The organism is Paludibaculum fermentans (assembly GCF_015277775.1).
In the GTDB taxonomy this organism is placed as follows: Bacteria; Acidobacteriota; Terriglobia; order Bryobacterales; family Bryobacteraceae; genus Paludibaculum; species Paludibaculum fermentans.
The window spans coordinates 7,554,004-7,567,451 of the sequence record NZ_CP063849.1 but is presented as its reverse complement, the minus strand read 5'-3'; the positions used below and the strand labels follow the sequence as shown (position 1 = coordinate 7,567,451).

Sequence of the window (13,448 nt, the reverse complement as noted above, 5' to 3'; positions counted from 1 at the left end):
ATAGAGGTCGCGGCCCGGAACCAGGTTTTTACTCATACCTCAGCGCGCTATTGGGATCCAGCCGCATGGCGCGCCGCGCCGGTAGATAAGACGCCAGCACGGCTACCAACCCCAGAAGCAGCGCGACGCCTGCAAAGGTGACGGGATCGGTGCTGCTGATCCCGAACAGGAGAGTGGTCAACAGCCTCGTGATCAGCAGGGAGGCGGCGATGCCGATGGCCGCGCCGAGCATGGCGAGTCGAGCCCCCTCCCCCACCACCAACCGAAGAATGTCACCGCGCCGGGCCCCCATCGCGACACGGATGCCGATCTCCTGCGTCCGCCGAGCCACGGAAAACGCGACGACGCCGTAGATCCCGATCGCCGCCAGTGACAGCGCCGCTGCCGCGAAGAGGCCGACGAGCAGGAGCAGGAACCGGCGGTCGGCCAGCCAGCCGCTCATCTGTTCCTCGAAGGTCGAGAACTTGAGCGGAACGTCGGGCGCCATCTCCTGAACGATCGCCCGCGCCTGCTGCACGACCTCCTTCACCGGTGCGGCGGTGCGCAGCAGAAGCGTCGGCGTCGAGTTCAGGTTCATCCCGCGCTGCCGGTAGTTGACGTAGACCACCGGGCCCGGCGGTGCATCGAGGCCGCGTGCACGGACATCGCCCACTAATCCGACCACGGTGAGCGGCTTCAGGTTCCCGTCCATATTGCCGAACTCCAGCACCTGGCCCAGCGGGTCCTGCCCGGGCCACCGCTGCCGCGCCAGCGCTTCGCTGATCACAGCGACGTGTTGGGCGTCCGCCTGATCCTGGGCCGCGAACATCCGTCCACGCACCAGCGGAATCCCCATTGCGCGGAAGTACTCTTCTCCAGCCACCGCATACAGGGCGTGCCCCGTCTGGCCGGAGTTCTGGCCCATGCGCTGGAACTCCTCGAAATCGGCAGGAGGCTTCCGGCCATTGAGAATCAGGAAACCGCCTTCGGCCAGGTTGTCCCCCTCGGCCACCGGCATCGCACCGGAGACGCCGACGGACTCCACTCCGGGCAACGCCTGCAAGCGCGCGGAGACACGTTCCAGCAGACGAGCCTGGCGCGCCACCGCGTCCGGCCCCAGCGCGCCGTTCTGCTCCGTCTCGATGGGCACCGAAAACTGCATCGTGATCAGGTTGCCGGCGTGAAACCCGGGGCTCGTCGAAACCAGACGCAGGAAGCTGCGGCCCAGCAGTCCGGCCGCGATGAGGATCACCAGCGTCGCTGCAATCTCACCGGTCACGACGACGCCGCGCAGCCGTTGGCTGGCGCCCGTGCCGGTATAGGCCCGGGAACCCGAGGCAAGCGCCTGCTGCACGTTGCCGCGTCCGGCCCGCCAGGCGGCCAGCGCGCCCAGGGCAGCACCCACCGCGAAGGTCGCGGCGAGAGCGAACAGCAGCACCCCCGTATTCATGACGATGCCCTGCTGCCGGGGCAGATTTGCGGGGAGGATCGCCGGTAGCAGCCGCACCGCCCAGGCCGCCAGAAGAACGCCCAGCGTGCCACCGGCCAGGGAGAGCGCCAGCGATTCCACCAGAAACTGCTGCAACAGCCGGCCGCGCCCGGCGCCCAGGGCGACACGTAGCGCCAGTTCCTTGCGCCGGGCCGCACCACGAGCCACCAACAGGCCGGCCACGTTCGCGCACGCCACCAGCAGCAGCAAGCCCACCGCGCCCAGCAAGGTCAGCAGCGCGGTCTGCACATCGCCCACCAGCGCCTTGCCCAGCGGCAACACCGCGGCATCCTGCAGATCCACCTTCTTCCCGTACTCAGCGCGGATGCGGCGCGCGATGACGCTCAGGTCCTGACGCGCCTGCACCAGCGTGACGCCAGCCCGGATCCGCCCAATGCCGCGCCAATTGTGTGCGGAGCGACTCTGCGATTGCGACTGAAGTTCCACCGGCGTCCACAGCGCATTGCCGGCCGGATAGTCGAACCCCTCCGGCATCACGCCGGCCACGGCGTAGTCCTTGCCCTCGATCTTCAAATGGAGCGGCGCAAGATCGTCCGCGCCCCCAAAGTAGCGCTGCCAGAAGGGGAAGCTGACGATCACCGCGGGGGTTCCCTGGGTCCGGCTCTCATCGGGAGAGAAGACCCGCCCACGCAGCGGCTTGACGCCAAAAGTGCCGAAGAATCCGCTGGACACTTCCGACCATTTGACCCGCGCCGGCTCGCTGCCGCCCGAAACCGAGGCCGGACGCTCGTTATAAGCAGCCAGTGCGGCAAAAGTATGGTTCTGCCTCAGGAAGTCGTCGAAGTTGCCATCCGCGAGATTGATGCGGTGGCCATTTGGAGCCTGCTCCCAGATTCGGACGATCTGCTGCGGCTCCGGATAGGGCAGCGAACGCAACAGCACGGCATCGACAACGGAAAAGATGGCAGTCGACGCCCCAATGCCCAGGGCCAGGGTGAGGATACTGACAGCAGTGAAACCCGGGTTGCCGGTCAGAGTCCGGCCCGCATAGCGCAGGTCGGCCCAGAGGTTGTCGACGCGGTTCTCCCAACCGTAGGCGCGCACCTCCTCCCGGGCCGACAGGGATGCGCCGAGCTCCAGGCGCGCGGCCCGGCGGGCCTCTTCGGGCGGAAGGCCCTTTGCCGTGAAGGCGGCGGCGGATTCTTCCAGGAAATGCTCAATCTCGTCGTCGATCGCCTGGTCGGCGGCATTCCGGTTCGTCAGCGTGCGCAGGCCGCGGGAGAGTTGGCGCCACAGCGACATGGGCTAGCCTTCGGCTTTCAGGAGGCGCGCGATGGCGGATGCCCGGCGGTTCCAGTTCGCCGTCTCTACCCCTAACTGCTTCCTGCCTGTCTGGGTCAGGCGGTAGAACTTCGCTTTGCGGGCGTTCTCGGTCTGGCGCCACTCGGAGTCCAGCCAGCCCATGCGCTCCAGCCGCTGAAAGGCGGTCAGCAGCGAGCCGGGATTCACCTTGAACACTCCGCGCGAGACCTGCTCGATCCGGCGGGCAATGCCGAAGCCGTGCATGGGCTCCAGATCGAGCGATTTCAGAATGAGCATGTCCAGGGTGCCCTGGATAAGGTCTGTGTTTTGTTCGTCCATGAGTTTCAGTCTCGGGATGCCGCGTCTTCAGCGTACGGCACTCTCCCCTTGATAGTCAAGATGTGACTATCAAGAGAAGATGCCGCGGATCGCCCCTCTCCGCCGGCAGCGAAGCCCGCCCCTCGCGCCGGTTGAGGGGAATTCGGCCAGGACAGTCCCAAACCCAGCTTCGAAGCATGGACCTGGACGCGAGGTTTTCCATGGCGTTCGCTACCGAAGCCCGTTGTATCCTTGAGTTTTGGAGGTAAATCCGCTTTGAGCCGCATTGGTATGGCTTTTCGTGCGTTTTTCGGTATTCTGGGAGGCTCTCTCGCAGAGGACATCGCACAGGCGCACGGGTATTCGAAGACCCCGGTGAAGAAGGCTCCTGAACCGCCCAAGGAGCCGGTGCTGAAACCGGAGGCCGGAGCCATGCAAGTGCTTGGCATTCTTCAGCGGGACGCCCGCCTGCTGGATTTTGTCATGGAAGACATCACGCCGTTCTCTGACGACCAGGTGGGCGCCGCGGTGCGGTCGCTGCACGACCAGTCACAGGAGGCTTTGCGGAAGTATTTCAAGCTGGCCCCGGTGATCGACGGGGTGGAAGGCACGTTCACCAAGCCCGAGTCGGCGGGCGCGCTCGCCAAGGATGCCTCGGCCATCAAGTTCGTCGGCAATCTGCCGGCGCAGGGCAAGCCAACGGGCGGACTGCTGCGGCACAAGGGCTGGCGGGTGGACTCCACCATGCTGCCCACGCTGAATCCCAAGACGAACCTGTCGATTCTGGCTCCGGCGGAGTTGGAAGTCGAGTAGGAAAGGCCGGCGAAGTTTCGTGCGAATTCTTGGTATCGACCTCGGCACCACAAACTGCGGGTTTGCCTCGACGTCCGCTGATGCGGACACCGCGGTGGAACTGTTTGCGATCCCGCAACTGACGAATCCTGGCGAGGTGCAGGCCGAACCACTGCTGGAGTCGGCTCTGTATCTGGCCCGGGAAGGTGAATTCGCGGAAGGCGCGCTGGACCTGCCGTGGCTCGAAGGCAACCGGACCATCACGGGCCGGCTGGCGGCGCGCCGCGGGGTCGAAACGCTGGGCCGGCTGGTCACCTCGGCCAAGTCCTGGCTGTCGTATACAGGCGCGGACCGGACCGCCGCGATCCTACCGGTGAATGCACCGGACGGGGCTCCGCGCGTGTCTCCAGTCGAGGCCAGCCAGCGCTACCTGGAGCACATGAAGGCCGCCTGGGACTACCAGCATCCGGATGAGCCGTTCACAGACCAGCAAGTCGTGCTCACGGTGCCCGCCTCGTTCGACGAAGCGGCGCGCCAGTTGACCCAGAAGGCCGCCGAGCAGGCGGGCTACCGCAACCTGATCCTGCTGGAAGAGCCGCAGGCCGCGTTTTACGCGTGGCTGGAACGGCATGAGAACTGGCGCGAGAGCGTCCAGCCGGGCGATCTGATCCTGGTGATCGACGTCGGCGGCGGCACCACGGATTTCACCCTGATCAGCGTCACGGAAAGCGCCGGTTCGCTGCAGCTCGAACGCGTAGCCGTGGGCGACCATCTGCTGCTGGGCGGCGACAACATGGATCTGGCCCTAGCTCATTCCGCCGCCGCGCGCATGGGCAAGCTCGACGCCATGCAGTTCCACACGTTGTGGCAGCAGTGCCGCCTGGCCAAAGAGAACCTGCTCTCGAACGACGAATTGCAGGAAGCGCCGCTGACCATTCTCGGCCGCGGCTCTTCGCTGATCGGCGGCACCATCAAAGGGAAACTGACGCGCTCTGAAGTCGAGACAACGCTGGTGGACGGCTTCTTCCCCGTCGTCTCATCGCACGACATGCCGGCCCGGCAGCGCCGCTCCGGCCTGATGGAAGTGGGGCTGCCGTACGAACCCGACGCCGCCATCACACGGCACCTGGCGCGGTTCCTGCGGCGCGACGCGACAGGGATGGCGTGCCCGACGCACGTCCTCTTCAATGGCGGCGTCTTCCGCGCGCGCCATCTGCGCGAGCGTGTCCTTGAGGTCTTGAACGCCTTCCTCGGGGAAGAAGGGAAGCCTCCGGTCATTTCGCTGGAAGGCGACGATCTGATGCATGCCGTTGCCCGCGGAGCCGCCTATTACGGCCGCGCGCGGCAAGGACGCGGTATCCGGATTCGCGGCGGCGTTCCACGCACCTATTACATCGGCATCGAATCGGCCATGCCCGCGGTGCCTGGCTTCGCGGCCCCCATGAAGGCTCTGACCGTTGTGCCCTTCGGCATGGAAGAGGGCACGGGCACAAAAGTCCCGAATCGCGAATTCGCCCTCGTGGTGGGCGAGCCGGCGGAGTTCCGGTTCTTCTCGTCCTCGGCGCGCAAGCACGATGACGCGGGGACGCTGCTGGAAGAGATTGATTCCGACCTGGAAGAGATCGCGCCCATCCAGGTCCATCTGGAAGGCCAGGAAGGCCAGATGGTGCGTGTGTCGCTGGAGGCGCACGTGACCGAGACCGGAGTGCTGGAGTTGTGGTGTGTGGCCCGCGATGGCCGCCGCTGGAAGCTCGAGTTTCAGGTGCGCGACGCAGGACAGAAACGAAAACCATGAAGATCGGTATTGACCTCGGCACGACGAACTCCGCGTGCGCGTTTATCGACCCCAACGAGGCGGATGGCGCGGATTTTCCGCCAGTCCACATCCTGCCTATTCCGCAGGAAGTCATCGGCGGCCAAATCGAACCCCGGCGTTCCCTGCCCTCGTTCCTCTACCTCGAAGGCGATGGACTCAGCGGCGAGAACGCGCGCGAACAAGGGGCGCTGGTCCCGACCAAGCTGGTGCACTCCGCGAAGTCGTGGCTGTCGAACTCCGAGGTGGACCGGACAGCGAAGATCCTGCCCTGGGACGCGCAGGAGGCGGGCCGCGTGGTGTCGCCCGTGGAAGCGTCGGCGCGCTATCTGAAGCACATTCGCGACGCGTGGGAAGCAACGGGCCGCGGACCCATCTCTGAACACGACGTCGTGCTCACCGTGCCGGCCTCGTTCGACGAGGAAGCCCGCGAACTAACCGTCCAGGCCGCCCACGAAGCGGGCATCGAGAACCTGACGCTGCTGGAAGAGCCGGCGGCCGCGTTCTATTCCTGGATCGCCAACCACCTCTCGCAGTCGCAGAAGTCGCTGACAGACGGCATGACTGTCCTCGTAGTCGACGTCGGCGGCGGCACCAGCGACTTCACAGTGATCCGGGTCGGCCGCGAAGGCGACCGCGTCAACTTCACGCGCACGGCCGTCGGCCGGCACCTGCTGCTGGGCGGCGACAACCTCGACCTGACGCTGGCATGGCTGGTGGAGTCGAAGCTGAACAAACAGCTCTCCCTGCGCCAGCGGAGCGCGCTGCGCCGCCAGTGCTCGGCCGCGAAAGAGAAGCTTCTGGGTTCTCCGGATCTGGCGAGCGTCGACATCACCGTGCTCGGCGGAGGCACTTCGCTCATCGGCGGGACGCTCAAAGCCTCCGTACTGCGCGAAGAGGCGATGGAACTCGCGATGGAGGGTTTCCTGCCCTTCTGCGGGCTCGACGAAAAGCCGCAGGAGGACAAGAAGAGCCTGTTCCGCGAGATCGGGCTGCCGTATGTCAGCGACCCGGCCGTCACGCGTCACCTGGCGGCGTTCCTGCAGTCGTCGCAATCACCGGCGCCGGACGCGATCCTCTTCAACGGCGGATTCTTTATCCCCGAGATCCTGCGCCAGCGTGTCACCGACGTCGTGGAAAGCTGGTATGGCAAGCGGCCGCTGGTGTTCGAAAACAACGACCTGGACTTGGCCGTAGCCGTGGGCGCGTCCTACTACTCCTACGTGCGTGGGACCGGCAGCGGCGTGCTGGTGCGCGGCGGCCTGCCGCGTGCCTACTTCCTGGGTGTCGACTCGCCCGACGCGGCGAATTTGAAGACGGTGTGCCTGGTACCGCGCGGCACGGAGGAAGGCTCCACACTGACGCTGGATCTCGAAAACCTCCAACTGGTCGCGAACAAGCCCGTCAAATTCAAGCTCTACTCCTCACTGCTACGCACGGAAGACCAGGTGGGCGAAGTGGTGGAGTTCCCCGTTCAGGAAGTGGCCGAAACCCTGCACCAACACGCTCCGCTGGAGGCGGTGATCCGCTTCGGCAAAAAAGCGGAGGAACGGCTGGTTCCGGTGAAGCTGGGCGTGCATTTGAGCGAGGTGGGCACGCTGGAGATCTGGGCGGAGTCGAAGATCAGCGAGCACCGCTGGCGGCTTCAATTCGAGCTGCGCAAGCCCGTGCTGGCGGAGCAGGTGAAGAAATCGCGGCCCGTGGCCGTGATCAGCGCCGAAGCCCTGGCCGCGGCCGAAGAAGCCGTGCGCGCGGTCTTCCAGCACGGCACGCTGGCGCCCGAGGAACTGCCGGGCAAGCTGGAACAGATCCTGGCGCTGGGCCGCAACTCCTGGCCGCTGGAAGTGATCCGCAAGCTGGCCGATGTGTTCCTGGAACTGAATGAAGGGCGGCGGAAATCGCCCGCTCATGAAGTACGCTGGCTGAACCTGGGCGGCCTGTGCCTGCGCCCCGGCTTCGGGCATCCCGGCGACGACTATCGCATCGAACTCGCCCGGCGCGTCTGGGCGCAGGGCCCGGCCTTCGGGAACAAACCCGAAAATGAAACGCAGTGGTGGATCTTCTGGGGACGAGTGGCCGGCGGGTTGAACAGGAACCAGCAGGCCGATGTGTTCCAGCGCACCGCCTATGCGCTGCTGCCAAAGGGCAAGCCGCAGCGGCTGAACTCCAGCCTGGAACGCGAGATGTGGCGCTGCGCGGCATCGCTGGAACTGCTGCCCGCGGGCACTCGAACCGACCTCGGCAACGCCCTCGTGAAACGGCTGCGGTCAGAACCGAATGCGTCGGACTTCTGGTGCCTGGCCCGCATCGGCGCCCGCAAGCTCTTCTATGGACCGTTGAACCAGGTGCTGCCGGCCGCCACGGCGGTGCGTTGGATTGAGGGCATCGGCAAGGTAAATGGCAGTGAAGAGTGCATCGCGCGCCTGGGCCAGAGCACCGGCGACGCGACGCGCGATCTGCCGCCCGGCTCCCTGGAAATGGTGCGGCGTACCCTGGCCGGCTCACCCGAACTGCTGTCTCTATTTGAAGGAGACACACCCAGCGATCTCGACTCGATGGCCCGCGTCTTCGGGGAAGAGCTACCCTCCGGTCTCGTGCTGGCCGCTCCCGCACAGGAATGAACGAACTCAGCCTCATCGCCGCAATCCGGAAGTGGTCGACGCCCAAGACAGCGGCGCCCGGCGTGGTGAAGGGCATCGGCGACGACTGCGCGATCATCCGGCCGCGCGCGAATGAGGATCTGCTGTTCACGACGGACTTCGTGATCGAAGACGTCCACTTCACGCGCGCCACCCAGACGGGCATCGACACAGGCTGGAAGGCCCTGGCCCGAGGCCTCAGCGACATCGCGGCGATGGGCGGCGACGCCCGTTACGCTCTCGTCTCCCTGGCCCTGGCGCCCTGGTGCTGTCACAACTACGTCCGGGATTTGTATCAGGGTTTCAACAAGCTGGCCGGCCTCCATTGCGTACAGATCATCGGCGGAGACGTCTCGAAGACAGAGAAGCTCAGCATCGACGTCATCGTGATCGGCTCCACGCCGCGCGGCAAGGCGCTGCGGAGGGACGGAGCAAAACCCGGCGACGTGATCTACGTCAGCGGAGCCCTGGGCCGTGCCGCCGCGAAGGGATACAAAGACCGCCCCATCCCCCGCCTGGAACTGGGCCGCAAGCTGCGCGGCAAAGCCACGTCCTGCATGGACTTGAGCGATGGCTTGGCGATGGATCTGCACCGCCTGGCGGTGGAGTCCGGCGTGGCCGCTGAACTGGACGGTCCACTGCCCTCGGCGCCGAAGGCTACGCTCGAGCACGCCCTCTTCGGGGGCGAAGACTACGAACTGCTCTGCACGCTGCCGCCAGGCCGCCGCGCACCACGGGAACTGACCCGCGTGGGGCTCATCGTGGAGGGCAAGCCGGGCCGCGTGACCCTGGCCGGCGAAAGTTTACAACCCCGCGGTTGGGATCCCCTCGCCTGACCGGATTCCGCCATTCGCTGCAAATCCGCCGCCTCTCCCTGCATTCCGTAACCTGACCGGAGCCTCTGGCCGCATGCTGTATCCAGCCGAGACTGGGAGGCCCCGTAATGAGCCAAACATGCAGTCGACTTCTCTTCGCCGTTTTACTGCCGCTGACGGCCGTCCGCGGAGACGGCACCGTGCCGCAAAGGACGGCCGCCGTAGTCCTGTTTCCCGGAGCGCAGGTGATGGGTTACGCCGCGCCGATCGACATTCTGCGCTACGGCGGAACCAGCGTCTTCACGGTGGCGGAGCAGCCCACCGTCGTCACCAACGGCGACCTGAGCGTGAACGCGCAGTATACCTTCGAGAACGCGCCCGATCCGGACATCCTGCTGGTGCCGGGCAGCAGCAACATGAAGGCGGAACTCGAGAATCCGCGGCTGCTGAGCTTCCTCCGCGACAAAGCAGGCAAAGCCCAGGTCGTACTCTCCGTGAGCAACGGCTCTTTCCTGTTGGGCAAGGCCGGCCTGCTGGACGATCACACGGCTACGGCCACCTTCGGACTGACGGACGGGCTGCGCCGCATCGCGCCCCTGGCCCGAGTCGTGGACGATGTCCGCTATACGGATAGCGGTAAATATGTGACCTCCGCCGGCCTGTCCGCGGGCATCGACGCGGCGCTGCACGTGCTTGAGAAGCTGGACGGGCGCGGCGCGGCCCAGATGGCGGCACTCGCCGTGGAATATAACTGGGATCCCGAGGGATCCTTTGTCAGGTCGCAACTGGCCGACAGGCTGTGCGCCTTTCGCTATGCGGTGACCAGCGCGCAGTCGATCCGGCGGGAAGGCGACGAAGAGCAATGGGTGAATGAGTGGGCTGTCACAGACCCGTCGTCACCCGAGGTGGTCTTCGAAGCGTTCCAGACAGCCATCCGGCAGCATGTGACCTGGATGGAGTCGACGCCGCAGTGGACGAAGATCGACGGCGAGGACGCCCCGTTGCGCAGCCAGTGGCGCTTTCGGGATGAGCGGGACCGCAGCTGGCGCGGAGTTCTGGAAGTAACGCCGAATACGGTGAGCGGGCAGGGGGTGGCCGTGCGCCTCTCCTTGCACCTGGATCCCCGGCGTGCGTCAATCTGATGGAATGCAAGGCATGAATCCGGCTGTACCGCGTGATCCGTCGCGCATCCGCGTGACGTGGTGGAAGTTGTCCGCTGTCTGGGTAGCGTTTGCCCTGTTCAACGCGACCCAGGTGGTGCTCAGCGTCAAGGCGGAAATGCCGGAGGTGCCGGGCACTCCCCTCTTCATCCGGGCCTTCCTGGGCTGGATGATCTGGGCCATGGCGACGCCGCTGGTCGTTGAGTTGGGCAGGCGCTATCCGCTGCGCAGGCCGGGCCTGGCCGTGGCTTTGCCGCTGCATCTGGCCACCTGGATCTGCATTGCCGCCACCCGGGCGGTGCTGCTGGTGGTGTTGGCGACCGAGTTGCTCAAATACTGGCCGAATGAAGGCAAAAGCACGTTTCTGGAGCGTCTGGGCGGGCAATTCCTGGCCCAACTGCACATGGATCTGCTGGCCTATGTGGGCGTGATGATCTTCTGCGCGTGGCGCGAGTCGCAGCAGAGACTCCAGGAACGGGATGTGCGCGAGGCGCAGCTCGAAACGCAGCTCTCGCAGGCCCAACTGCGGGCGTTGCGGGCCCAGTTGAACCCGCACTTCCTGTTCAACACGCTGAACGGGATCTCGGCCCTGGTGCGCGACGGCAACCAGACCTGTGCGATCCGCATGCTGGTGGGCTTGAGCGACCTGCTGCGCTATGTCATCGATAGCCCGCCGGACCTGGAAGTGGAACTGGATGAGGAGATCCGCTTCGCCAAACAGTATCTCGACATCCAGCAGATGCGCTATGGCGAGCGGCTGGGCGTGAACTGGTCGGTGCCGGGAGAGTTGGGCGGCGCCCGGGTGCCGAGCCTCATCCTGCAGCCGCTGCTCGAGAACGCGATTCAATACGGCGTCGCGGCCCGCAATGCGGCGGTGAACATCCGGGTCAGCGCGGCCGAGTCCTCGGGCGTGCTGCGGCTGACGGTGAATAACGATGGTCCGTCGCTGCAGGAGAACCCTCGGCGTGCCGGAGTCGGCATCGCGAACACGCGCCAGCGGCTGGCGACCCTCTACGGCGAGCGGGCCGGCCTGGACGTGCACGATGCAACGCCGTCCGGCGTGGAGGCGGTGATTCACCTGCCGTTGCGGGAGGAGCCGGCGTGACGGCCGCACCCCGCATCCGCGCCCTGCTGGTGGACGACGAGCCGCTGGCCAGGAAGAACCTGCGCCTGCTGCTGGAGTGCGACCAGGAGATCGAGGTCGCCGGCGAGAGCGCCAGCGGACTGGAAGCCATGGAGGATATTCCGAAACTCGAGCCCGATCTCGTGTTCCTGGATGTGCAGATGCCCGAGGCCGACGGCTTCGACGTCATCGCGACGCTGGATCCGGAGAACATGCCGGTGATTGTGTTTGTGACGGCCTACGACCAGCACGCCATTCGTGCCTTCGAAGTACAGGCCGTGGACTATGTGTTGAAGCCCTTCGACGACGAGCGATTCGCGAAGGCGTTGGAGAACGCCAAAAGACAAGTGAGGTGCCGCGAGATGGAACAACTGGGCGAGCGTTTGCTGGCGCTGGCGGCCGCGCGGCCGGGCCAGGTGAAAGAGGGAGAAGCCGCGTTTACCGACCGCTTTATCGTGCGGACCGGCAACCGCCTCGTGCTCGTGCGGGCCCCCGAGATCGATTGGATCGAGGCCGCGGACTACTACGTCCGCCTGCACGTAGCCGGACGCGCCCACCTGGTGCGGCAATCCATGGCCGAGATGGAACGCTGCATGGATCCCGAGAAGTTCGTGCGCGTGCACCGCTCGACCATCGTGAACATTGACCGCATCCGCGAGGTCCAACTCGGCGTCGATGGTGAGCACCGCGCCGTCCTCTCGGATGGCACGGAGCTCAAGATCAGCCGCGGATACCGCCGCAGGCTGGGATTCCTCTAGAGGATCAGATCTTCGGCACGGCGAAGAACATGCCGCCGAAGATGAGCCAGGCCAGAATCAACGTCCAGATCACGTTGGCCGTCTGCGCACCCAGGAAGGCGAAGAACGGCCGGCCGTTCTCCATGGTCAGCAGATCGGTGAACTTCGTTTCCAGGCCGATGCAGGCAAAGGCGAGCGCAAACCAGGCCGTACGCAGTCCAGTCAGAGTCCCCTTGGTCGCCTTCACGACAGCCGGATCCACCAGGAAGCTGAACACCAGGGACGCGGCGACGAATCCGATCACGAACTTGGGGAACCGCTCCCAGATCACCCGCGCACTGGCCTTGGGCTGATTGCCATTGCCGGACTTCATCGACCACCAGACGGATAGCAGGAACGCCGCCACGCCGATAAGCACGTTTTGCGAGAACTTCACGATGGTGCCCATCTTCATGGCCGTCTCACTGATCAACGACCCGGCCGCAACCACGCTGCCCGTCGTGTCGAGCGTCCCGCCCAGCCATGCGCCTCCAACGACATCGGAGAGTCCCATTGTCTTGATCAGCCAGGGTTGGATCACGATCATGGGGACGGCCACAATCAGCACGACGCTGGCCACGTAGCTGAGCCGGCGGCGGTCGCCGTGGATGGCTCCGCAGGCCGCGATGGCGGCGCTCACTCCACAGATGGACACCGCGGTGGAGAGCATCGCCGAGAACTCATCGTCCAGCTTCAGGCGGCGGCACAGCCAGAAACTGAAATACCAAACCACCACGACCACCAACACCGCCTGGAGCATGCCCAGGACGCCGGCTTCCATGATGTCCTGGAAAAGGATCGTGGCGCCCATGATGACCAGGCCGCTCTTGATGAAATACTCCGTACGCACCGCTTCCATCAACCAGGCCGGGCAGCCGATCACGTTGCTGAACAGCAGGCCCAGCACCAGCGCGAAGATGACGTACTCGATGCCCCAGTAGGCCATCGTACTGTTGCCCGCAATGAGTTGAGCCAGCCAGGACAGGGCGAAGACGACGAGGAAGCCTAGGGCGAACTTTCCGGCTTTCGCACCCAGCGCCAGGGCGCCAGGCAGCGCCATCACGAACAAAATTGCGCAGAGAATCAGCGATGTCTGTAGGTTGGCGGCGTTGAATAACCCGCCCAGCGCGGTGGTGGAAGCCCATTTGAAGGCGGGCAGGGCCGGCCTGAGGCCCAACGGAACAACAATCAGTGTCGCCAACCCCAGCCAAACGGCCAGCCAGTCCTCATGAATCCACCAGCGGTTCGATGCAGAAGCCATATCTATCGAACACTACCACG

General features: G+C 65.3%; 10 protein-coding genes. 7 read left to right on the top strand and 3 right to left on the bottom strand.

Annotated elements, in window-relative coordinates; all coding sequences use genetic code 11:
- Window positions 1-28: 28 nt before the first annotated feature.
- Together IRI77_RS29935 and IRI77_RS29930 are read right to left on the bottom strand one after the other, a co-directional pair.
- Complete coding sequence (locus IRI77_RS29935) at window positions 29-2,731, bottom strand: ABC transporter permease (RefSeq protein ID WP_194448627.1); 2,703 nt, start codon at window positions 2,729-2,731, stop codon at window positions 29-31.
- 3 nt (window positions 2,732-2,734) lie between these two features.
- Window positions 2,735-3,070 carry a PadR family transcriptional regulator gene (locus tag IRI77_RS29930; protein WP_194448626.1) on the bottom strand — a complete coding sequence of 112 codons (336 nt, stop codon included), beginning with the start codon at window positions 3,068-3,070 and terminating at the stop codon, window positions 2,735-2,737.
- Between the two features lie 270 nt (window positions 3,071-3,340).
- Between IRI77_RS29930 and IRI77_RS29925 the strand changes: the two genes are divergently transcribed.
- The 7 genes from IRI77_RS29925 (at window position 3,341) to IRI77_RS29895 (ending at window position 12,149) form a co-directional block, all read left to right on the top strand.
- A complete protein-coding gene (locus tag IRI77_RS29925) occupies window positions 3,341-3,862 on the top strand; it encodes a DUF2760 domain-containing protein (RefSeq protein WP_194448625.1) in 522 nt (173 codons plus the stop codon).
- A gap of 19 nt (window positions 3,863-3,881) precedes the next feature.
- On the top strand, window positions 3,882-5,636 hold the full coding sequence (locus tag IRI77_RS29920; protein ID WP_228486389.1) for an Hsp70 family protein: 1,755 nt from the start codon (window positions 3,882-3,884) through the stop codon (window positions 5,634-5,636).
- Window positions 5,633-8,275 carry a hsp70 family protein gene (locus IRI77_RS29915; RefSeq protein WP_194448624.1) on the top strand — a complete coding sequence of 881 codons (2,643 nt, stop codon included), beginning with the start codon at window positions 5,633-5,635 and terminating at the stop codon, window positions 8,273-8,275. Before IRI77_RS29920 ends, IRI77_RS29915 begins: the two co-directional genes overlap by 4 nt.
- The gene (gene thiL / locus IRI77_RS29910) at window positions 8,272-9,129 is read left to right on the top strand and encodes a thiamine-phosphate kinase (protein ID WP_194448623.1); all 858 of its coding nucleotides are present in this window, start codon (window positions 8,272-8,274) and stop codon (window positions 9,127-9,129) included. The genes IRI77_RS29915 and thiL overlap by 4 nt, the downstream gene beginning before the upstream one ends.
- Window positions 9,130-9,236: 107 nt before the next feature.
- Window positions 9,237-10,250 carry a DJ-1/PfpI family protein gene (locus IRI77_RS29905; protein WP_194448622.1) on the top strand — a complete coding sequence of 338 codons (1,014 nt, stop codon included), beginning with the start codon at window positions 9,237-9,239 and terminating at the stop codon, window positions 10,248-10,250.
- Window positions 10,251-10,263: 13 nt separating this feature from the next.
- Window positions 10,264-11,373 carry a sensor histidine kinase gene (locus IRI77_RS29900; RefSeq protein WP_194448621.1) on the top strand — a complete coding sequence of 370 codons (1,110 nt, stop codon included), beginning with the start codon at window positions 10,264-10,266 and terminating at the stop codon, window positions 11,371-11,373.
- The gene (locus tag IRI77_RS29895) at window positions 11,370-12,149 is read left to right on the top strand and encodes a LytR/AlgR family response regulator transcription factor (protein ID WP_228486388.1); all 780 of its coding nucleotides are present in this window, start codon (window positions 11,370-11,372) and stop codon (window positions 12,147-12,149) included. The genes IRI77_RS29900 and IRI77_RS29895 overlap by 4 nt, the downstream gene beginning before the upstream one ends.
- Window positions 12,150-12,153: 4 nt before the next feature.
- On the opposite strand, the gene IRI77_RS29890 is transcribed toward IRI77_RS29895, so the two are convergent.
- Window positions 12,154-13,428 (bottom strand): YeiH family protein, encoded by a 1,275-nt coding sequence (locus IRI77_RS29890; protein WP_194448620.1) that lies wholly within the window; start codon window positions 13,426-13,428, stop codon window positions 12,154-12,156.
- Window positions 13,429-13,448: the final 20 nt, after the last annotated feature.